This window comes from Pectinatus frisingensis, assembly GCF_015732285.1.
In the GTDB taxonomy this organism is placed as follows: domain Bacteria; phylum Bacillota; class Negativicutes; order Selenomonadales; family Selenomonadaceae; genus Pectinatus; species Pectinatus frisingensis.
In genome coordinates this window covers 47,415-70,866 of the sequence record NZ_WIQU01000042.1, presented here as the reverse complement: position 1 = coordinate 70,866, position 23,452 = coordinate 47,415, and the positions used below count along the sequence as shown (strand labels likewise).

The window sequence follows — 23,452 nt, the reverse complement described above, 5'->3', positions numbered from 1 at the left end:
CCAGTTTAACCAAAAACCCATTTTTTAATATAAGCTTTTATTCTATCGGCAAAGGCCGGCCTTCTTTTTCTAATTCAGCTTTTGTTTCAGCCTCTATCTCTTCTCTTGTCCTATAGTCCTGTGGTACAGTCTTGGCATAACGCAGCCAGCTGCGGACCGATTCAATCATAACCAACGTCACAAGCACAAACATAATAGCACTTATTGCTACAAGCAGCCATTTACCACTGGGAATATAACTATCAAAAATATTAAGATAGTCGGCATAATAAGTAATCACTGCCATAAATAAACATGGTATCATCGTCACCCATACGTAACGGCCCCGTCCGGTACGATATATATATGACGTACCAATAGCCAGAGTAATTGTACCTAAAAGCTGATTTGATACACCAAACAACGGCCATATTTCCCCGATATTACCCTGCAATACCAAATAACCCCAGCATAAACTTATCGTTGCACTGCAGATAATAATACCCGGCCACCATTCGGTATTACCAAACGGTTTATACACTCTGCCTAAAAGTTCCTGCAGCAGATAACGGCCGACACGCGAGCCGGCATCAATCAAGGTTAATATGAATAAAGCTTCAAACATAATACAAAAATGATACCAAAAACCCATAAACTGATCCATAAAGGGAATCTTAGAAAAAACATCAGCCATCCCTACAGCCAATGATACTGCCCCGCCTGGTCTGTGCATGAGATTTTCACCGACCATATTCGACAGCATCGGCAGATCCTGTACATGTATCCCCAAGGCATTAAATGCCTGCTGCGTGGAATTTATCGCAAAATAATCTGATGGATGCAGACTGGTGGCTGCAATCAAAGCCATCATTGAAATGAAAGCTTCAGTAAGCATTGCCCCATAGCCAATCGGCAGTATCTGCCGTTCATTAGTCAGCATTTTTGGCGTCGTACCAGTGGCTATGATACTGTGGAAACCCGATAATGCACCACAGGCAATCGTAATAAAGACAAAGGGAATAACCGATCCTTTTATCACAGGACCACCGCCCCAAAGAAACGGTGATGTAGCCGGCATCCGAATAGCCGGTGCCACTATAAGGATACCAATAGCCAGTGCAGCTATTGTACCTATTTTCATATAAGTGCTAAGATAATCACGCGGTGCCAATAACAACCACACCGGCAGTACTGACGCAAAAAAACCATAAATTGCAATCCCAATTTCTATCTGTACGACACTAAAGGTAAAAAATGGTGCCAATGTTGCCGAATCCCGTATATATGGGCCTAATCCAACAGCCAGCAGTATCAAAGTTACCCCCAGAATCGTCGCTTCTTTTATTTTACCAGGACGTAAATATTTAATATAAATTCCAATAAAAATAGCAATGGGAATAGTAGATCCGACAGTAAATGTTCCCCATGGACTATTAAATAAAGAGTTAGCAACAACAACAGCCATTCCAGCCTCGGTAATGATCAACAAAAACAGCGTAGCCCACAAAGCGCTGGTTCCAGCCAATTTACTGATTTCCGCCTTAGCTATTTCAGCTATAGATTTTCCATTATGCCGCACTGAAGCCAGTAATATTACCATATCATGAACAGCTCCGGCAAAAACTGACCCGAGCAAAATCCACAATGCTCCCGGCAGATAACCAAATTGAGCAGCTATAACCGGACCAACTAATGGTCCTGCACCGGCGATGGCCGCAAAATGATGACCAAACACCACCCATTTATTAGTAGGAACATAATCATGACCATCTTCAAGACGAATTGACGGCGGTGTCCTAAACTCATTAAGAGTTAAGACCTTTGCTGCAATAAATGCTCCATAAAAACGATATGCCAGCATAAGAAAACAAGCTGTAATAATAACAAGATAGACACCATTCATTAAAACACCCTCCCTTGATAAGATACTATTAATTTATCACAAAAATTCTAAATTATCAATAATAATGTAAATATTATGTCGGTTATTATAGGATAATTAATAATTATCCTTTTACGGTAAATTATGACAATTTATAAATAAAAAAGTGTTTACCTAATAAATAAAGAATTATATAATAATGTAAAATTAAATGGGGGGATTTGTGTGTTTACCTGTATTTTTTTAGATAAAATCGATTCCAATACAGAAAATCTTATTCGTGCCGCAGTACCTAAAAATATACAAATATTTTTTTGGAGCAAATTATCTACCATACAGCAGGAAGAGTATATAAAACGTGCAGATGCCCTGTTGACTGCTACTTATATTGTCGACGCTGCTTTAATGAAACAAGCGATCAAGTTGAAGACAGTGCAAAAAACAGGTGTTGGTACCGATAATATTGATAAAGCTGCCGCTAAAAAACTGGGAATAATAGTAGATAATGTTCCCGGTGGCAATGCTGAAAGTGTTGCTGAGCTGACTATTGCTTTTATCCTGGATATTTATCGTCATATTATACCACTGGAAACTATGAGCCAAACAAGACAATGGGGTATGTGGCAGTACCGTGATACTTCATTTGATATCAAGGGTAAAACCTATGGCATTATCGGTTTTGGCAACATTGGCAAACGTACCGCACAACTTGCCAATGCCTTTGGTGCCAATGTCATTTACTACAATCGTACCCGTCAGACCGATGACATTGAAAATACATACGCTGTCACATACGCACCATTAAACAAGTTGCTGCAAACTTCTGACATTGTCAGCATCCATCTGCCGCTGACTAAACAGACAACAAATTTCATAGACACCGACCAATTAAAATTAATGAAAGATACTGCTGTCCTGGTGAATGTTGGCAGAGGTGGGGTCATCAACGAAACCGCTCTGTATACCGAAATGAAAAACGGTCGTTTTCTGGGTGCCGGAATTGATGTCTGGTCAAAAGAACCTTTTGATGCCGCCAACCAACTTCTTGAACTGCCCAACGTCATTGCCACACCGCATATTGGCGCCGGTACTCAGGATGCCATGCGTAATGTTTATCATATCTGTTTTGAAAAAATTATACAAAATTGCACAGATATATTATAATTAATGAAATACTTTTTGTTGGGTCTGTCACACGAACGGCATTGACCTCATAAAGCTGCAATCAGCCACCCTTCCAAGAGCCGAATATTGCATATTTATGAATGGAAATGATTACGTGCGGCGATCCTTCATTTGTTTTAGGAGGAATTATGCTCACTTTAGGAATAGAATCAAGCTGTGATGAAACATCTATAGCCATACTTGAAGATGGCCGCAAAATTTTATCCAATATCATTTCCACTCAGATTCCAATACATCAAAAGTTTGGCGGTGTCGTACCAGAAATAGCATCACGCAAACATATCATAAATATCATGCCGGTACTCGATGAAGCTTTAAAAAAAGCCCAAGTGCAATTATCCGACATTGATCAAATAGCCGTTGCCTATGGCCCGGGGCTGGTCGGAGCTCTCCTTGTCGGTGTATCGGCGGCTAAAGCATTGGCCTTTTCTCTTGGCATTCCTCTGCTTGCCGTAAATCATCTGGAAGGTCATATATTTGCTAATTTTTTGTCACACCCTGAACTGCAGCCGCCCTTCATAGCTCTTGTAGTATCCGGTGGACACACAGCACTCGTAAACATGAAAGATTTTAATTCTTTTTCTTTAATTGGACAAACACGTGATGACGCTGCCGGTGAAGCATTTGACAAAGTTGCCCGGCTATTGGGGCTTCCCTATCCGGGCGGTCCGCAAATCGACAAACTTGCCAAGACCGGTAATCCCTCTGCTATTAACTTTCCTCATGCATTAATGGACAAACAAAACTATGAATTCAGTTTCAGCGGACTAAAATCAGCAGTCATCAACTATATTCATAATGCCGAACAAAAAAAGCAATCAATAAATAAAGCCGATGTTGCTGCTTCTTTCCAACAGACAGTCATTGACGTACTAGTATATAAAACAATTGCAGCAGCGCACGCCGCACATATGAAATCCATCGTGTTAGCCGGTGGAGTAGCTGCTAACAGCCTGTTGGAACAAAAACTCACAGCAGGCTGCCGTGAACACGACTGCAAATTTTATTTCCCCGACAAAATTCTTTGCACCGACAATGCAGCTATGATTGCCTGTCGTGGTTATTATCAATCATTACATGGTAAATACGCCGATATGAGACTCAATGCCGTTCCATATCTTGAACTAACCGATATAAATACTTAGTAGTATTTATATACCATGATTTATTTTTCAGGATTGATTTTTACGGCTCTTACTGCTATCATAAATATGAATACAATTCATATTTATGATGATAATATATAGGAGATTATACTTTATGATTAGCGTTACAAAATTATTATTTGCCACTGATTACTTTGGCGACAGCCTGCGTTACACCAAAAATGCCCGTGATGCCAAAAATGGTGTTCACGAAGGAGCCGGACCGGTAGTAGTCTGGAACTGCACCCGCACCTGCAACTTAAAATGCCGTCATTGTTATATGGATTCCAATGCAGAAAAATACAAAAATGAATTAAATACCACTGAAGCATTAAAATTCATTGATGACTTAGCTGATTTCAAAGTACCCGTCTTACTTTTTTCTGGTGGAGAACCACTGATTCGTCCTGATTTTTTGCAGCTGGCGGACTACGCTGCAAAAAAAGATATCCGACCGACACTTTCTACCAATGGCACACTTATAACCCGTGAATATGCCCGGCGTATCAAAGATATCGGCGTTGGTTATGTCGGCATTTCACTTGACGGGCTAAAAGATGTGAATGATAAATTTCGCGGCAAGGATGGCGCTTTTGCTGCTGCTATGCAGGGAATAGAAAATTGTGTTGCCGTCGGCCAGCGTGTTGGATTGCGATTTACCATAAATCAGCATAATCTGCAAGAACTGGAAAATATTTTTGACTTCATTGAACGGGAAAATATCAACCGGGTTTGTTTTTATCATCTTGTGTACTCCGGTCGCGGTACCCAGATGATGGACGAAGATGTGCTGCCGGAGCAATCACGTCAGGCAATGGATATCATAATCAAACGTACTCGTGACTTTGAACGCCGTGGGCTAAAAAAAGAGATCCTTACTGTAGACAACCACTGTGACAGTGTTTATATGTACTTGACAGCACTGCGGGAGGGCAACGAACAGCTTGCTGCCCAGATAAAGAAATACGCTTTCTACAATGGCGGCAACCGCTCCGGCATTGCCTTTGGTGAAGTTGACCCAATGGGCTATGTACATCCCGATCAATTTACCCAATATTACACTTTTGGTAATGTACGGGAAAGAAAATTTGGTGATATCTGGCAGGACACTTCCCATCCGATAATGGCCGGTCTCAAAAATCGCAAACCTTTACTTAAAGGACGCTGCCGTCATTGTCAATTTCTCAATGTCTGCAACGGTAATTTCCGCACCAGAGCAGAAGCCCGCAATAATGATTTCTGGGGTGATGACCCATCCTGTTATCTTACAGATAAAGAAATTACTGCCGATTGACAATTATTGTTCTGTGCCGGAAAACCGTCTTTAATATCACATAGTATCTGTAAGGAGAACATAAATGATAATTTCTTGGAATACCACCAATGCCTGCAATATGTACTGCGAACATTGTTATCGCGATGCCGGCTGCAAGGCCGATGAAGAACTAAACACCAGCGAAGCCAAAACACTGCTCGATCAAATAGCCAAAGCCGGTTTTAAAATAATGATATTCTCCGGGGGAGAGCCGTTATTGCGCCCCGATATTGTCGAGCTTGTAGCTCATGCCACCCATGTCGGCTTACGCTCAGTCTTTGGTACTAACGGAACACTTCTAACTGAACAACTAGCTCAAAAATTAAAAAATGCCGGCGCCATGGGAATGGGTATCTCACTCGATTCTATGAATAAAGAAAAACATGATAAATTCCGCAGATTCCCCGGCGGCTGGGACGGTGCCGTCCGCGGCATGCGCAACTGCCGCAAAGTTGGTCTGCCCTTTCAAATCCATACTACCGTCATGGATTGGAACCAACATGAAATCGAAGCTATAACCGATTTTGCTGTGGCGGAAGGAGCTGTGGCACACCACTTCTTCTTTCTCGTACCGACGGGACGCGCCAAAACAATTGAAGTCGAATCATTAAGGGCCCGTTCTTATGAAGATGTACTGACACGTATCATGAAAAAGCAGCAGGAAGTGGACATTGAACTTAAGCCGACCTGTGCTCCGCAATTTGTCCGTATTGCTGCCCAAATGGGCGTAAAAACACGCTTCCGCCGTGGCTGTCTGGCAGGAAACTCTTACTGTATAATAAGTCCGCGTGGTAAAGTCCAACCTTGTGCTTATTTGAATATGGAATTAGGCGATGTACGAAAAACCCCTTTTGATGAAATATGGAAAAACAGTCCCGTCTTGAATAAACTCCGAACATTTAATTTCAAAGGCGGCTGCGGCAAATGTGAATATAAAAAATCCTGCGGTGGTTGTCGGGCAAGAGCCGCTTACTACCACGATGGCGATTATATGGCCGAAGAACCATGGTGCCTATACCACGGCCGCGAAGGACAATATTAATATTGTCAATATCTGAAATCTCACTTGTAAACATAATTATTTTATTGTTATAATATAAAACATAGAGAAAAAGTAATAAATATATATTACTAACATGATTATTGGCGTTTAAAAGGAGTATTTTATGGAAAAATCAAAAGTTTATTTCACCGACATGCGTGTTTATCCGGGTAAACCCAATTTATTACAAAAACTGGATAAACTGCTGACTAAAGCAGGTATCCAGAACATTGATTTCCAAAATAAATTTGCCGCTATAAAAATTCATTTTGGTGAGCTTGGTAATTTATCATTTCTTCGCCCCAATTACGCTAAAGTAGTTGCCGATGCTGTAAAAAAATGTGGTGGCAAACCATTTCTTACCGACTGCAATACACTTTATGTTGGTACAAGGAAAGATGCTCTTGAACACCTTGATACCGCAAATATCAATGGGTTCAGTCCCCTGTCAACCGGCTGCCAGAATATTATTGCCGATGGTCTTAAAGGTACTGATGAAACCCACGTACCTGTACCTGACGGTGAATATGTAAAAGAAGCCAAAATCGGCCATGCCTTGATGGATGCCGATGTCATAATCACACTTACCCATTTCAAAGGCCATGAAATGACTGGTTTCGGTGGTGCCATAAAAAACATTGGCATGGGTGGCGGCTCGCGTGCCGGTAAAATGGAAATGCACTGCGATGGCAAACCTAAGGTAGAAGAAGATAAATGTATTGGCTGTGGTATGTGCAGAAAAACATGTGCTTATGCTGCTCCGTTGATCGAAAATAAAAAATGTCATATTGATGAAGACAAATGTGTTGGCTGCGGCCGTTGTATCGGTGTATGTCCGACCAATGCCATCATTCCCACCAATTGGAATGCCGGCAAAATGGTTAATCTGAAAATGGCTGAATATGCCTGCGCTATTTTACATGACCGCCCGCAATTCCATGTCAGTCTCATTGTTGATGTATCACCAAACTGTGACTGCCATGCCGAAAATGATGCCGCTATCGTGCCCAATATTGGCATGCTGGCTTCTTTCGACCCGGTCGCTATCGATCAGGCCTGTGCCGATCTTGTTAATCAAGCTCCGGTCATCACTAATTCCATATTAGGTGAAAATGTCACAAAAGATCCTAATGAGGCACAAAAACATGACCATTTCCATAATAACCATCCCGACACGGAATGGCAGTCCTGCCTTGACCATTGTGCCAAACTTGGCATGGGAACACGCCAATATGAATTGATAAAAATTTAATTACAATATTAACGAGGCTGCCGCATAAACAACATTGACCTCATAATGTGCAATCTACACCACTGCTGCTATACGATAAGTGGATAAGAATATTGCATATTATGAATAAAAATGTTTGCATGCGGTAGCCTTTTTTATTTTATCAAGGGCAAAATATTGCCCTTAAATAAAAAATATGTTATATTTTAAATAAGTAATGTCATTTATTTTATTAAATTATATTTTATTTAGGCATAAATATTAACCGAAAAGGCTTCAATTAATTACCTTTTATGCTTTTTTATCTATCAAATGATAATATTTATCGTTATTCTTTATATAAGGAATGAACTCTTTGCTGAAAAAGTGTCTGACTGAAAAAAAAGAATTTAAAAAATTACTTTTTTGCTCTTCCATATTTATCGGACTGTTATTTATTCCTTACACTCTGGATAATGATATCTGGTTTCTTCTCAACAGCGGCCGTTATATATTAATACACGGTATTCCACACATGGAGCCGTTTACTATCCACCAGGATTTTCATTTTGTTATGCAGCAATGGCTTAGTGCCGTTATTTTCTGGAAAGTTTATGCTTCATTTGGTCCTTACGGTTTAATAATTCTGTTACATATAGTCGATATATTCATAACTTACATATTGTTTCGCCTGTGTATGCTTGTAAGCAGCAGGAACTGGCAGATTGCCACTATTATCACCACTGTTATAGGAGTCATATTTATTCCTTTATTCATCCGTACCCGGCCGCAGATTTTTTCTGGTTTACTATTGTTAATTGAAATATTTTTCTTAGAAAAATATAGCCTCACCCAGCAAAAAAAGTACCTATTGATATTGCCTTTTCTCTCTGTACTGTTAATTAATCTGCATGCAGCCTTATGGCCAATGCTTTTTGTATTGATGCTGCCATTTATTGCCGATGCTTTATTAGGAAAATTACGCAGATTAAAACAGCATTTCCCCCATTCTGCCGGGCACTTCCCGCTCAGTCCGCTGCTGATCTGCCTATGTGTTTCTTTTGCAGTCGGTTTTTGCAATCCATATGGCTGGGAAAGTATGAGTTACCTGTCACGTTCCTACGGTTACTCTGAAATCAACTTATTGGTAAGCGAAATGCATCCCGTTGTTATCACCAGTTTATTGGGTAAACTTCTCTTCCTAATGTTGTTATATATCACAATAGTTTATGCACGAAAAATACCACCACTGCGCTATATTCTGCTGACAGGCGGAACCGCCTGCATGGCCTTATCGGCAAATCGCAGTGTATTTCTGTTATTTTTACTGGGTGTTTTTCCACTTGCGTATGTTTTCAAAAATTACAAACTGTTAACTTTTGATACACCTTATATTACTCCTGCTTATAAAGCATCTTATCGACTGCGCTGCGGACTGATTACCTTACTGCTGTTCACCATGTCTTTTATTTTCTATAAACAATGGACTATATTGCTGTCAAAGCTGTTTGCTTTACCCATGGCAGCCGATATTATACTGCTTACTGCCGGCTTACTTTTTTCCATTGAATTTTTCCGTTTCCTAAAAAAGTCTCATCGACAGCTTTCCTTTGAACTGATTACCAGACAAATCGCTTATTTTATCTTATTACTTGTTTTCACGATATTTATCATCCATGAAAATGATCATTACCAAAATCCGGATTTTGTCTCTGAAACCGAACCTGCTGTAAACTGTTTGCTGCAGGATGCATCTACTGATGATATCAGACTTTGGACCAACTATAACACTGGCAATTATGCTGAGTACAAAGGTATACGCTGCTATCTGGATACCCGTGCCGATGTTTTCCTGCCGCGCAACAACTGGCAAACGGATATCCTGCACGAATATTTCCAACTCGAAACTTCCCATATATATTATAAAGATTTTATCAATCACTATCACTTCACGCATTTTCTAACTTATCACGATGACGCATTGTACACTGACCTATACAATGACCCTGCCTGTAAACTGATTTATTCTGACAAAAACTACCGTCTCTATAAATCAGTCACACCTTGATACTCATTACATTTTATTTGGTGGTGAAACTTATGGCGGTATCGACTGCCGGTTTGGCAAAAAAATCTTCTGTCATCCATGAATTAATTTATTACATCTTAGCCGGTGGTATTTCCTTTTTACTGGATTTTTCCCTGCTTTATATTCTTACTGCCTTTTTCAATTTTTACTATTGGATTTCTGCCGTTTTTGCTTTTATAGCCGGTTTGATTTTAAACTATATGCTTAGTGTGCACTTTATTTTCACCGATCATATTTTAAACAACCGCCCTGCCGAATTTTCTATTTTTACTTTAATTGGAATAGTCGGACTGGGATTTAATGAACTTTTCATTTGGTTTTTCACTGCTGTCTGTAATAATTATTATCTTATTTCTAAAATTTACACAGCCATAATAGTATTTTTTTGGAACTTTGGCAGCAGAAAACTATTATTATTCCGAAAAAAAAATGGAGACAATTAGGATGAAAAAAACTGCTATCATTATTGGTGCCGGTCCGGCCGGATTAACTGCAGCTTATGAATTATTGAAAAATACCGACATCACTCCCATAATATTCGAATCTTCCGACAGTGTCGGTGGACTTTCCCGAACAATAAATTACAAAGGCAACCGCATGGATATCGGCGGACACCGCTTTTTTTCCAAATCCGAAATAATTAATAAATGGTGGACAGACATACTACCGCTGCAGACAAAAAAAAACCGTGGTTATAATTTTACCGGACAATCTGCCGAATTGCCTGATAATCAAAACTTTCCTGTTGACCCAGAACAAACCGATAATGTCATGCTTGTGCGCTCTCGCCTATCCCGCATCTTCTTTTTAAAAAAATTCTTTGATTATCCGTTGAGTATTAAATGGCGTACCTTTGCCAATCTGGGACTATCACGTACCATAAAAATCATTTTAAGTTATTTATATATTTCGCTGTTCCCCATTAAATCGGTAAAAACCCTGGAAGATTTTTTTATCAATCACTTTGGTCGGGAATTATACAATACTTTTTTCAAAGACTACACAGAAAAAGTCTGGGGTCTACCCTGCTGTAAAATACGCCCGGACTGGGGGGCACAGCGTGTAAAGGGACTATCCATTTGGAAACTCATTAAACATGCCCTGCAGAATCTTTTCGTCAACAACTATTCCCTGACACAAAAAAATATTGAAACCTCTCTCATCGAACAATTCATGTATCCTAAATACGGTCCCGGCCAGCTGTGGGAAGAAGTCGCTGCAAAAATTACCCAGCACGGCGGTATAATAAAACTGCGCTGCCCAGTAAAAAAATTATCCTTGAATTCTAATAAAATTAATGGCGTCTGGATAAAAAATACTATTGAACATAAAACTACTTTTTATTCAGCTGATTTTTTCTTGTCATCCATGCCCATCCGTGATCTTATCAAAGCAATGCCGCCGGCTGTTCCCCCGATAGTCACCGCTGTTGCTGCCGGTCTTATATACCGCGACTTTATAACAGTAGGTTTACTGTGCAAAAAAATAAAACTAAAAAATAAAACCAAACTTAAAACCCGACACGGTCTTATTCCTGACAATTGGATTTATATCCAGGAAAAATCAGTAAAACTCGGTCGGTTGCAAATATTTAACAATTGGAGTCCCTATCTGGTGAATGATGATAACAATGTTTGGCTGGGGTTGGAATACTTCTGCACTGAAGGTGATGAACTATGGTCAAAAACAAAACCGGATTTCACCACTTTTGCCATCAAGGATTTAGAAAAAATTGCCATAGTAAATAGCGATGACATATTAGACAGCATCGTGGTCAAAGTTCCCAAAGCTTATCCGGCATATTTTGGAACTTATGATAAATTACCGATAATCCGTGAATTTATCGACAAATTCAATAACCTGTATTTAATAGGCAGAAACGGTATGCATCGCTATAACAATATGGACCATTCAATGTTAACCGCCATGGCTGCCGTTAAAAATATTACCCATAATATTTCTGACAAGACCAATATTTGGTCAATAAATGCCGACCAGTGTTATCAAGAGGACCAAAGTTAGGCATTCATAAAATACACAAAATCAAACAAAAATTGCTTTTTTATAAAATTGTTTTTTTTCTGTAAAAATATTGCCTATCATTAAAAGATATGTTATATTTAAAATAAATAATGTTTTAAATATAAATAAGATATTATTTTTATTTAATTAAACAGGTCATTATATTAAATGGTCGATTATCCGATATTTTAAAACTTAATAAATTATGGTGGGTGGTAGGGATGCAATAATGTATTTTTTTAATATATTTTTATTGCATCCCTGCGCCCTTTTTTAGTACGCAAAAATAATTATTATGTATTTACATTTACATAGAAATCTGGAGTGTCTATCATAAAACAATTAAGGAATGATTTTATTGCGATTTTTTAAATTATTTGATGGTCTTACATCAAAGATGGAAAAACTGTCACAACGTCAGCTTATCATTGCAGCTTTGGCCATTAGCATATTGTTTACCGTAATATTGTATGTTTACCTGTCCACAGCTTCCCGTAATACCGCCAAGCAAAAATCAGACAATATGACTTCCGTTGTCGTTGCCGTCAAAGACATCCCCGCCCGTACGACAATAGCTGATGACATGGTGAAAGTCATCACGGTCCCCAAAGATGTTCTGCCCGTGCAGTTCATAAATGATACACATGATGTCATCGGTAAAGTTTCACAAGTACCCATAATGGCTGGAGACATGATCACCGTACCCAAATTATTTTCAGATATAAGATCATCGGGATTCACCGGAACTATCCCGGCTGATTGTCGGGCAATTTCGTTAAAAATATCCGATGTAACCGGCATATCCGGATTTGCTAAGCCAGGTGATTATGTTGATGTGATCTTGGTTTCCGGAAAAAATAATAAAAATGAATTAACCGGCAGGATACTGCTGCAGAATATTTTACTTCTGGGTATCAATAAATCATTTGAACAAGCCGATTCTACTAATGGAAATGATGACAAAACACCCGCCAAAGCAGCCGATACTAAAGCCAAGGAATCACCTGCTACCGCTACCTTAGCTGTACAGCCGGCCGATGCCTTAAAGCTTGCCGTCGCCCAATCTGAAGGTACCGTTTTCTTAGAATTACGGCCCCTCAACCCACGTGATTATTTCGTTCCTGACATCGACTATACCGTTTTCCAATACAGCGAACCTGCCGCCAATAATATGCCAATTGCCGGTGCGCCGGCTAATTTGCCTTTACCTGCTTATTCACCGCCAATACCGCAGCAGGCATCCGCATCAACTGCTGTACAACAGTCATCAGGCAGCTCATCCAACAGCAGCACAATTACCGTCATCCGCGGTACCAAGCAAGATGAAGAGGGGCAACAATAATGCAAATACAACTTTCTTTTTGGAAAAAAACAGCAATAATTTGTTTACTTTTCACTACTTTTATTAATGTCCGTGTTTTCGCTGACGCACCTCCGACACCACTGACTGTTGAAATCAGCCAATATTATCCGCTTGATACCGGAGGCACCATAACCAAAGTAGCAATTGCCGATCCTGCAATTGCCGATATAGCAATAATAACCTCAAACAAAATTGTCATCGTCGCCAAAAAAGTCGGATCGACAACCTTATTAATAAAAACATCAGACGGTATGCAGCAAAACTTTTCCGTAAATGTAACAGCCAATAATTCCGCCCTGGTAACTGCCATAAAAAATGTACTGGGCAATAACGTTAATATATATGCACAAAAATCCGGTGATAACATTTTGCTGCGCGGCACGGTCAAGAACCAATATGAGCGGGACACTGCCGAAAAAATTGCCAATCTGTACGGCAGCAAAGTCGTAAACATGATACAGATGTCCGCTCCCTCCCAGGTCCGTATTGAAGCTCAAATCGTAGAAATTTCTGCCAATAATGAACGGGATCTCGGTTTTCTCTATTCCAACCCTTCTTCGATAACTGTCAACAGTAATGGCAGCACCACTGTTACCATGGGCACTACCGGTAGTTTTTCCATCGGTCAATCTTTCAACCGCAGCTATGCCGACCTGAATGCCACTTTGCAGGCCTTGGAACAAAAAGGCCTTGCCAAGATACTTTCAAAACCCAATATTACAACTTTGAGCGGTGAAAAAGCCAGTATCCTGATTGGTGGTAAAATTCCAATACCTACCAGTAACAATAATGGAGATATCAGTATTGAATGGCGCGACTATGGTATCAAACTCGATATTGACCCTATTGTAGACAATAGCAATAATATCACCGCTAAAATAAAAGCCGAAGTCAGTACACTTGATTATGCCCACCAATTAAAGAACAATAATTTTCTCATTCCTGCCCTGGCATCACGTGAAGCCTCCACCGATGTCACCGTGAAGTCCGGCGGCACTATGGCGATAGGCGGATTATTAAACTCTGAGGAAAGCAAAACCATTACTAAAGTCCCGCTTTTGGGAGATATTCCCATAATCGGTGAATTCTTTAAACACTCGGCCAAAACACGTGATAAACGCGAGCTTATCATTTTAATAACACCTGTGCTGGTCGACCAAAATACCCCGGTAAATATGACCCAGGATTTAGAAAATCTCTACAAAGATAAACAAATTGACCAGCGCCGGGAAACAGTCATAACCGAAGGCTCTGCGATAAATAAGCACACCGACGATGCTCTGTCTGGACAGTCCCATACGTCGGAAACAGACGAACCCTCCTCTGTTCAACCCAAAACTTCGGATAAACCTGCAAATATCAAGCTATCAGGAATACTCAATAAACCGGTTACCGCACAAATAAAATGAACTTGGTTTATTGACGGCTGCAAGCTAAAGGAGGCACAGCATAAATGGAAAATGACCAGCCAAACGGCAAGATAATAACATTATTCAGCACAGCCTCGGCTGTCGGCAAAACCTTCTTAGCCGTTAACATGGCAGCAGGTCTTGCCGCTTCCGGTTATAAAGTCTGCCTTATCGACCTTGATCTTCAGTTTGGTGATGTTGCTTATTATCTCCATCTTAAACCCAGGCACAACCTGTTTGATCTGGTAACACAACTGCAAAAAACGGCTGTACCTTCAGATATTAACCTCTTCGATTATTTAACTCCCTACATACACGATGATCTGCAATTTTTTACACTGCTGCCGCCCGACAAACTGGAACAAGCCTGCAATATTTTCACTGCCGGCATCAATCGCTGCCTTAATGAATTGCAAACATGTTTTGACTATCTTATAGTCGATACAACTTCGGCATTCAGTGAAATAAATCTGTCAGTAATGGATATGAGCACTATCATAGCTTTCATCGGCATCGTTGATTTCATACCGACAATAAAAAATATGAAAATTGGCTATGATACCATGCACAGCATCGGTTATGACAACCAGAAAATACATCTGATACTAAACCGCAGCGACTCCAAAACCAATATTGAGCTCAATGATGTTCGACAGCTTCTGAAAGACGATTTTTATCATATCATCCCAAATAATTTCCAGCAGGCACAAAACTCATTACGCAGCGGTATTCCGCTTCTGGCATCCGATAAAAGCAGTGATCTTGGCAAAAGTATCCGTCAGCTGATTAATAAATGCACCGACCAGCGGCCATCTCCTACTAAAAACGACAGCAGCCTGCACGGTTGGATGAAACACTTATTTAACTGAAAGGAGTCAACATGATTTCGTACCGTGTCATTTTAATTGAAGAAAAATCTCTGATGCTTGAACGTCTTTCCAGTGTCGTACGCAATGCCAGGAACTTTGATCTGATGGCACGTTATACATCCCCCCAGGAAGCATTAGATCAGTCTGCCGTATTTGATCCCAGTTTGATCATTTTAGACACTGATGCCGATGGAAATATATCCTATATCCCCATTATCCGCAAACAATTTCCTGCCGCCTCCCTATTGTGCTGCGGTGCCCATTGGAATGCCCAGGATACCAGCCAAATGGTTCATGCCGGTGCCATTGGATATATTATCAAACCTTTTTCCGGCAGCGAGCTCACTAAAGCTGTTGAAAGTTTTAATGTAAATAACGTTGGAGCCTATTCTGAAGTAACAGCCTTTTTCAGTCCTAAAGGCAAAAGCGGCAAAACAACACTGATTGCTAATCTGGCACTAAGTCTGGCTCGTAAAACCAATGAAAAAGTGGGCATCATCGACGCCGATCTGCAGTTTGGCGATATGGCCGTTTTCTTCAACCTTAAACCGCAAAGCACGATTGTGGAAGCAGTCCGTGACATCAAATTTTTATCACCGAGCACTTTGAATTCCTATTTCATAACCATTAATAAAAATATTTCCCTATTGTGCGGTACCAAACGCCCCGAATTTGCCGAACATGTTACCATGCAACCTTTTTCTGAAATGATACGCATGGCCCGCCATCTTTTCCGTTACATACTTATAGACTTACCGCCGGCCTTCAACCCCATTTCCATAACTGCCGCCGAGTCAGCCGACAATACTTATATAGTCGCCATGAATAACGGCGGTACCGAGCTGCAGCATGTGCTACGTGCCTTGACAATATTTCACGATGCCTGGCCGGATAATTTCCAAAAGCGGCTCCATATTGCTTTTACCCGGCTGCCGGTTACTTCCAGTGTCAAGGGATATATTGAAAATGTTCTGCACCGACCGCTCGATGCCGCTATTCCCAATGAATATGCGTTAGTATCGGCTGCCGCCAACAACGGACGTATGGCCGTTGACCTTGCTCCCGACTCGGAATTTGCTGCCAGCATCGACCGGCTTGCCGATGTCATGCGCGGCCAGTCGGACCTCAGGTGGGAATCATTATGATAATAGCCTTATTATGTGGTTTTTTACTGTTCTTTTTATTATACATTTTAATTATCTGCCTGTTTTACAAACGAACTAAAGTCTCCCGGCATTTACTTAATTATGTCGCCGGCAGCGCACCACAGACAGATATCCGGCAAGATCAAACATGGCGCCAGAGTTTTTTGGCCTTCATCCGCACCATTGCTAAACTGCTAGAACAAATTCGCCACTATGCGGATCTTGACCGCAAAATGCAGCAGGCCGGACTCCCTATACTGGGATCAGAATTTATAGTAATAACAGCTCTGTTAAGCTTTATTGCCGGCATTATCACTTTCAGCCTGATTTTAAAAGGAACAACAGCTTCACTGGTAGCATTAGCAACGGCCGTTTTTTGCCGTTTATACATAAACATACTTATTACCCGTAGGAAACAAGCCTTTACCAACCAGCTTGGTGATATGCTGTCGATGGTCGCCGACTCAATGCGGGCCGGGTTCAGTTTTATTCAGTCGATAGATCTGGCCGCCCGAGAAATGGGTGCACCGATTGGCGATGAATTTACCCGGTTAATGGCAGAAACCCGCATGGGGTCTTCCATGGAACAAGCTCTCCAATCGATGGCCCGACGCGTCGACAGCCGCGACTTCGACCTGATAGTTGCCGCCGTTTTGATTCAAAGACAGGTTGGCGGCAATTTAGCCTATATTTTTGATACTATCAGCGGCACTATCAATGCCCGCATCCGTATGAAACGGGAAGTTAAAACTTTAACGGCACAAGGCCGCTTGTCGGGCTGGATACTTGCCGCACTGCCCGTTGCCTTATCTTTGCTTCTTTCCATTATCAATCCCAATTATCTGGAACCACTCATTACCGATCCCACCGGCCGAATGGCTATTGGTGCCGCCGTCATAATGGAAATAATCGGTTTTATAATCATCCAGCGGCTTGTTGATATCGATGTTTAAGCTATATGCTTTCACATATATATTTATATTCTTAAGGAGGAGTTTATATGCTAGCAATAATCAATTACTTAAAGCTTCATTATTCAAACGAAAAAGGCCAGGGAATCGTCGAATATGCCTTAATCCTGGCAGCTGTTGTAGTATTGGCCGGATTTTTAGGTTCAAAAGGAGCATTAGGTTCAGCTGTACAAGAAACATTTAACAAAGTTGTTACCGCTTTAACCGCATCTTAATAATCTAGTGCAACAGATTTTAGACATGCTTAAATAAATTGCATTACATTAAGTAATTATCCGGCTTGGTTTACACAAAAGGTCTTCTAATGAAGACCTTTTATGTACTTTTTAGGAGAATAATATTATGAAACGACAGCAGACAGGTCAGGCAATCGTCGAATTTGCCTTAGTATTGCCCATATTAACCATGTTATTGCTGGCAATAATCTATCTAAGTATGGTATTTGCCGATTATCTGACCTTATCTTCCATCGCCCGTGACAGTGCTCGCTATGCCGCGGTCGCAGCCGACAGTACCACTACCGGCGAACAGATACGCACTAAATACAATCAAAACAATAACCCTTCATTGATATCATCCATTTATACATGGAACCAGAACGATACCAATGATTTCAATATTGCCGTCAACCAGTCTGACGGTGATCCGGATAACACCTATGTTCTTGTCAACCTGCGGGCAACTGCTGCTAATACGGCTGTTTACGGCAATATACTGACGTTGCCTTCCGAACTTAAAGTATCCTGCAAAATGCATCAGGAAAAATAATACTAAATACGACAATTGCGCAGTCTGCAAGCTGCTTTACATACTATTTTGGGAGTGTTCATTATGTCATTGCTTGAGCGGCTCGGCCGATCAAATGGAATCAACGAAATCAAACAGATTTTTGGTGACCGTACAACCGATAATTCAACAAATAACTATCAAAAAATCAAACTGGAAATACATCGCCGCATCGTAGATGAGATGACTACCAGTCACGACCAGCTTCTCAACAGCAATTTTCACGATGAATCGCAGAAAGAAGAACTTGAAGGTATAATCACAACTTACTGCCAGCAGGTCCTTACCGAACAACCATTTCTCCTGCCGCGATCCGAGCAGGTTTCTCTAGTAACCGATATCCGTAATGAGATTCTCGGTCTCGGGCCTATCGAACCGCTGCTGAAAGATGATTCCATAACGGAAATAATGATCAACGGTCCTCATTCAGTATTTGTGGAACGTTTGGGCAAGCTGCATCTGACCAATGTCAGTTTTCAAAGTGACGAGCACCTGATGCACATTATTGAGCGTATCCTCACTCCCATAGGACGCCGTCTCGATGAATCTTCACCGCTGGTTGATGCCCGCTTGGAAGATGGTTCCCGTGTAAATATAATCATCCCGCCGCTTTCACTTGTCGGTCCTTGTGTAACAATCCGCAAGTTTTCCCATAAACCGCTGACAATAGAAAATCTCGTTGATTTTGGTACGCTTGACCGTAACATGGCAGCCTTTCTGCGGGCCTGTGTTAAAGCACGGCTCAATATTCTTGTATCAGGCGGCACCGGTTCAGGAAAGACCAGCACACTTAATGTGATATCCTCGTTCATCCCTGAAGATGAACGCATCGTCACCATTGAAGATGCCGCCGAGCTTAAACTGCAGCAGACTCATGTGGTCACTTTGGAAGCGCGTCCCGCCAATATTGAAGGCACCGGTGCCATTACCATCCGTGATCTTGTACGCAATGCCCTGCGTATGCGTCCCGATCGCATTATAGTAGGGGAAGTCCGCTCCGGTGAAGCACTCGATATGCTGCAGGCAATGAATACCGGCCATGACGGATCTCTTACTACAGCACACGCCAATAATCCGCGCGATGCGTTGAGCCGTCTGGAAACTATGGTGCTCATGTCCGGCATGGAACTGCCGGTGCGGGCCATCCGTGAACAGATTTCTTCAGCAATCGACCTCATCCTGCACCAGTCACGTATCCGTGACGGCAGCCGCAAAATAACCTATATTACTGAAGTACAGCATATGGAAGGCGATACCATCACTTTACAGGACATTTTCCAATATGTCCAGACCGGCTATGATGAAAAAGGCAAAGCACTCGGTTACTTCACTGCAACCGGGGTACAGCCTTCCTTCATCGAAAAGTTCCGCATCAACGGGATTGATCTGCCGCCCGAGCTTTTCAGCATCAACAATATTCCTGAAACTTCCCTATAAATTCTCATGTCAGCATTAAATCTGCTTGTATAATAGATTAAACCAGGTGACATCAAATGAAATTTTTATTAATAGCCGGTGGCTGTGGTGCCATAATCTTTACTATTCTTTATTTGTTCATATCAACCATGCTGAAAAAAAAGGAATTCGTACAGGAACGTCTGCAGTCCATCAATAAATATCCTGATAAATTTGCTGACAATACCAGCAATACCGCGGCAGCAAATCCTGAAGGAAACACTTCACTGACACAGCGTGTTTTTTTACCGTTATACCATAATATTGAACGGCATTTACTGGCTTTTGCTCCCCATGCAATAAGGCAAAGTCTTGCCCAACGCATTATCTATGCCGGTAAGCAAAACATTTGGAGTGTAAATGCCGTTGCCACAGCTTGGGTACTTTCTATGGGGACAGGATTCTTATTGGCCTTCCTATACGTTTCTCATACCGGTACTTTTACATTTGCCCAGCGCATTATAATTTTACTGCTGGGACTGTCTGTGGGTGCATTGCTGCCATTTTCTGCCTTGAATACCATAATCCGGCGCCGGCAAAAACTTATCCTGCACCAACTGCCCGAAGTACTTGATTTGTTATGTGTAAGTGTACAGGCCGGGCTGTCATTCGACGCGTCACTAATGAAAATAACCACTCAAATGACCGGTCCTTATATTGATGAATGTGAAAAAATGCTCCGTGACGTGCGCATGGGCATGACCAGACGCACTGCTCTGCAGAACTTGTCGAAACGCTGCAATCTCCAGGAAGTCCATTTATTTACGACAGCTGTTATTCAATCAGAAAAACTCGGCACCAGTATGAGCAAGACACTGCTGGCACAGGCAGATAATACTCGTGAACGGCGCATGCAGTCAGCTAAGGCAGCCGCTTTAAAAGCACCGATAAAGATACTTTTCCCCTTGATATTATTTATTTTTCCCGCATTATTTGTCATTGTCCTGATGCCGTCACTGCTGGTGTTTATAAAATCAATGCATCCATGACTTTCTATAGAAAAAGGAATGACCGCTTTGAAATATTTTATTGTGCAGAACAAAAAGTATCCGCCGCTTCGAATCGAAGCAGCGGATACTTTTCTTAAACGTCTTATCGGTCTGATGGGCAGAAAAAAACTGCCACCGGATCAAGGTATGCTGTTATCACCATGCAACAGCATCCATATGTTATTCATGCGCTTTGCCATCGACGCCGTATACCTCGATAGGGATAACCGTATCATTAGAATTGTCCGGCACCTGCAGCCATGGCTGGGTATCAGTCTGTGTTTCAGAGCCCATGCTGTACTGGAAGTAACTGCCGGCACAGCTCAATTATCGGGGTACCATGTCGGTCTTCAACTCTTAAAAAAAGAATCCTTTGATTAATCGTCATCATCCACCAAGCGTGCCGTACCGCTGCCGGTAAAGGTATCATTGGAATCGGGACCCGTATATGAACCCTGTACCTGTGAAGAAAAATTATTACAATAGATACTGCCATGGAATTTAGCCGCATTTTCATTCACCAGTATGTCAGCATTCGGTGCATAAATCACGCCGCGCAGTTCTGGACTGCCCGGTCCCGGATTATAATGAAAAGTTGTACCCATATAATAGATGATAAGCGGCCTTACAGTATCATGATTGACGTGTAAATTTATTGTTCCCGTTTCATTTTCACTTTTTCCGTAAATTATAAATATCGGTTTATTTTTTAACGCCGGATCATCAGATCCTGTCAGTGCTTTATCGATTATAATGTCAATATTGGGCGAATTGATTGAGATTATATTACCTTTTAAATCGTCCGTATAAACTGCCTGTTCATTGGTTATCGTTTGATCCGCACTTTGTTTCAATGTATCAAAGGCATATGGCGTGCCGTCCAGCTTTGGCATTTCACCGGGAACGGGTGTATTTGTCTTTAACTGATCTGATGAAACAAAACCACCCGGTGATGAATAAACATTTTTGCTATTGTTATCGTTTTGCCCCGTTGCATTATAGTTTTCACTCTTTGCCGAATCAGGATCCGGACCGGCATAGTAAAGTTTTCCGTCGAAAGTAGTCTGATTATTACCATTTTGATATCCCTGGTTAACCTGCATTTCATGTTTATAAGTAATCAATCCGTCAAATAATGAGGAACCGGTGATTTTAGCCACCGCTGTCACCGCTATCGGCATGGAATCATACTGACCGCCATTATTAAAAAGTTTGAGTATTTTTATAAAATAAGTCGGGACCGTATCGTCAAGCACCAATTTAAGCTTTATTATACCGTCTTTACTAGTAATTATTGGGTAGGAACTGCCACGGGCCGTCGGATTTTCATAACCACGGTTTCCATTGATGCTCTTCATATCATCAATATATTTTTGGGCAGTTGTCTGAGCATCTGCTTCACTACTGGTTTTACTGTATTTATCGGCAGCTGCCAGCACTGCGGCATCAGCCATGTTTTGCAGCTGCTGTCTATGAAAATAAGCATTGCCAAAATCGACAGCCAGTCCTGTAAAAACCAATAAAATAGGAATTGCAAGTGCAAATATTACGGCTACTGCACCTTTTTGCCTATTCTGTCCCATTTTCATTTTAACACTTCCCTATCCATTATTATTACTGTTATTAGTATAGCATATATCTTTTTTATATAAAAGTATATCTTATTTAGAATAAATAAACACATTATAATTTTCTTGATTTATTTTTTATATTCTAACCCTAAAAGTACCAATTCGCTGAATCAACCGGATAAACCTAAACTTTCCCCACAAATCACTTTAAAACAATATCTGTAAGGAGTCATTTCGATGTATTTTTTGATTATTGCCCAAATTCCCCTATTTTTCTGGTTGTCATATCTGATGGCATTCCTTAGCTCAATATGGATAGATACGCTTTATCGAAAAAATTGTGCAATATTGTCATTTCCTGACAGGCAGTTTGAACGTGCTAAATTCAGACAGATACTTTTAACTATCGCTTTTACAACACTATTTTGTTATCTTTCGCAAATGACCTCAATAGTTATTTTTACACTGCGTTTTATCGTTGCCGCTTTTTTGCTGCTTATAATTTGCACCGACTTCGAGCAACAGGTTATTTTCGATAAAATGCTGCTTTATTTTGCTTGTTTTTCCTTATTACCAATTTTTTTTCAATTATCTAATGCCATAGACTGTGTGATTGCTGCTTTTGGCGGTGGGCTTTGTTTTTTCCTGTTGTCCGTTTTGACCCACGGCGGTATCGGCGGCGGTGATATTAAACTGATCTTTACATTGGGATTATGGCTGGGAATCATTAACTTAATCTTAGTTATTCTTATCGGTTTTTTATTAGGAGGTATTGCCGCCATTTTTTTATGTCTGGCAAGACAAAAAAATCGCAAAGCTTATTTTGCTTATGGCCCCTACTTTGCCCTGCCAGCATTATTATTTTATATTTTATAATTTTTTTCACAAAATTATATTTTCTCACTGTCTAATTTAAATGATTTATTTTTATCGAAACATTTAGTATAATAATATATGTTACTAAATTAACAAATTTTTCTTATAATTAAACGTTATTCATATATTATATATTGTTTATTACTAAA

Annotated in this window: 21 protein-coding genes; 19 read left to right on the top strand and 2 right to left on the bottom strand. The window is 40.8% G+C overall.

Features of this window, described 5'->3' with window-relative positions; translation table 11 throughout:
- Positions 1-37: 37 nt before the first annotated feature.
- The gene (locus I6751_RS07565; protein ID WP_196591120.1) at positions 38-1,882 is read right to left on the bottom strand and encodes a carbon starvation CstA family protein; all 1,845 of its coding nucleotides are present in this window, start codon (positions 1,880-1,882) and stop codon (positions 38-40) included.
- A 204-nt stretch (positions 1,883-2,086) separates the two neighbouring features.
- On the opposite strand from I6751_RS07565, the gene I6751_RS07560 reads away from it, so the two are divergent.
- From I6751_RS07560 to I6751_RS07475, 18 genes are all read left to right on the top strand, one after another.
- On the top strand, positions 2,087-3,025 hold the full coding sequence (locus I6751_RS07560) for a phosphoglycerate dehydrogenase (RefSeq protein WP_196591119.1): 939 nt from the start codon (positions 2,087-2,089) through the stop codon (positions 3,023-3,025).
- A gap of 149 nt (positions 3,026-3,174) precedes the next feature.
- Positions 3,175-4,191: a tRNA (adenosine(37)-N6)-threonylcarbamoyltransferase complex transferase subunit TsaD gene (gene tsaD, locus I6751_RS07555; protein WP_196591177.1), complete on the top strand. Its 1,017-nt coding sequence runs from the start codon at positions 3,175-3,177 to the stop codon at positions 4,189-4,191.
- A gap of 115 nt (positions 4,192-4,306) precedes the next feature.
- Complete coding sequence (gene nirJ1, locus I6751_RS07550; RefSeq protein ID WP_196591118.1) at positions 4,307-5,485, top strand: putative heme d1 biosynthesis radical SAM protein NirJ1; 1,179 nt, start codon at positions 4,307-4,309, stop codon at positions 5,483-5,485.
- A gap of 64 nt (positions 5,486-5,549) precedes the next feature.
- Positions 5,550-6,548: a putative heme d1 biosynthesis radical SAM protein NirJ2 gene (nirJ2, locus tag I6751_RS07545; protein WP_196591117.1), complete on the top strand. Its 999-nt coding sequence runs from the start codon at positions 5,550-5,552 to the stop codon at positions 6,546-6,548.
- 124 nt (positions 6,549-6,672) lie between these two features.
- Positions 6,673-7,800 (top strand): DUF362 domain-containing protein, encoded by a 1,128-nt coding sequence (locus I6751_RS07540; protein WP_196591116.1) that lies wholly within the window; start codon positions 6,673-6,675, stop codon positions 7,798-7,800.
- Between the two features lie 334 nt (positions 7,801-8,134).
- Positions 8,135-9,826: a hypothetical protein gene (locus I6751_RS07535; RefSeq protein ID WP_196591115.1), complete on the top strand. Its 1,692-nt coding sequence runs from the start codon at positions 8,135-8,137 to the stop codon at positions 9,824-9,826.
- A gap of 32 nt (positions 9,827-9,858) precedes the next feature.
- Positions 9,859-10,290, top strand: a complete 432-nt coding sequence (locus I6751_RS07530) for a GtrA family protein (RefSeq protein ID WP_196591114.1) — start codon at positions 9,859-9,861, stop codon at positions 10,288-10,290.
- A gap of 1 nt (position 10,291) precedes the next feature.
- Positions 10,292-11,869 (top strand): NAD(P)/FAD-dependent oxidoreductase, encoded by a 1,578-nt coding sequence (locus I6751_RS07525; protein WP_196591176.1) that lies wholly within the window; start codon positions 10,292-10,294, stop codon positions 11,867-11,869.
- Positions 11,870-12,227: 358 nt separating this feature from the next.
- Complete coding sequence (gene cpaB / locus I6751_RS07520; RefSeq protein ID WP_196591113.1) at positions 12,228-13,211, top strand: Flp pilus assembly protein CpaB; 984 nt, start codon at positions 12,228-12,230, stop codon at positions 13,209-13,211.
- On the top strand, positions 13,211-14,641 hold the full coding sequence (locus I6751_RS07515; RefSeq protein ID WP_196591112.1) for a type II and III secretion system protein family protein: 1,431 nt from the start codon (positions 13,211-13,213) through the stop codon (positions 14,639-14,641). Before cpaB ends, I6751_RS07515 begins: the two co-directional genes overlap by 1 nt.
- Before the next feature lie 44 nt (positions 14,642-14,685).
- The gene (locus I6751_RS07510; protein WP_182188131.1) at positions 14,686-15,510 is read left to right on the top strand and encodes an AAA family ATPase; all 825 of its coding nucleotides are present in this window, start codon (positions 14,686-14,688) and stop codon (positions 15,508-15,510) included.
- Between the two features lie 11 nt (positions 15,511-15,521).
- Positions 15,522-16,655, top strand: coding sequence for an AAA family ATPase (locus I6751_RS07505; RefSeq protein WP_196591111.1), 1,134 nt, complete (start codon positions 15,522-15,524; stop codon positions 16,653-16,655).
- A complete protein-coding gene (locus I6751_RS07500) occupies positions 16,652-17,608 on the top strand; it encodes a type II secretion system F family protein (protein ID WP_196591110.1) in 957 nt (318 codons plus the stop codon). The genes I6751_RS07505 and I6751_RS07500 overlap by 4 nt, the downstream gene beginning before the upstream one ends.
- Before the next feature lie 47 nt (positions 17,609-17,655).
- A complete protein-coding gene (locus I6751_RS07495; RefSeq protein WP_196591109.1) occupies positions 17,656-17,841 on the top strand; it encodes a Flp family type IVb pilin in 186 nt (61 codons plus the stop codon).
- A gap of 127 nt (positions 17,842-17,968) precedes the next feature.
- Positions 17,969-18,394: a TadE/TadG family type IV pilus assembly protein gene (locus I6751_RS07490; RefSeq protein ID WP_196591108.1), complete on the top strand. Its 426-nt coding sequence runs from the start codon at positions 17,969-17,971 to the stop codon at positions 18,392-18,394.
- Positions 18,395-18,457: 63 nt separating this feature from the next.
- Positions 18,458-19,849, top strand: a complete 1,392-nt coding sequence (locus I6751_RS07485; RefSeq protein ID WP_196591107.1) for a CpaF family protein — start codon at positions 18,458-18,460, stop codon at positions 19,847-19,849.
- A 56-nt stretch (positions 19,850-19,905) separates the two neighbouring features.
- Positions 19,906-20,856 (top strand): type II secretion system F family protein, encoded by a 951-nt coding sequence (locus I6751_RS07480; protein ID WP_196591106.1) that lies wholly within the window; start codon positions 19,906-19,908, stop codon positions 20,854-20,856.
- Between the two features lie 27 nt (positions 20,857-20,883).
- A complete protein-coding gene (locus I6751_RS07475; protein WP_229711456.1) occupies positions 20,884-21,237 on the top strand; it encodes a DUF192 domain-containing protein in 354 nt (117 codons plus the stop codon).
- On the opposite strand, the gene I6751_RS07470 is transcribed toward I6751_RS07475, so the two are convergent.
- Positions 21,234-22,445 carry a TadE/TadG family type IV pilus assembly protein gene (locus tag I6751_RS07470; protein ID WP_196599064.1) on the bottom strand — a complete coding sequence of 404 codons (1,212 nt, stop codon included), beginning with the start codon at positions 22,443-22,445 and terminating at the stop codon, positions 21,234-21,236. The genes I6751_RS07475 and I6751_RS07470 overlap by 4 nt on opposite strands.
- 219 nt (positions 22,446-22,664) lie before the next feature.
- Here I6751_RS07470 and I6751_RS07465 point away from each other — a divergent pair, with 219 nt between their 5' ends.
- Complete coding sequence (locus I6751_RS07465) at positions 22,665-23,303, top strand: prepilin peptidase (protein ID WP_196591104.1); 639 nt, start codon at positions 22,665-22,667, stop codon at positions 23,301-23,303.
- Positions 23,304-23,452 lie beyond the last annotated feature (149 nt).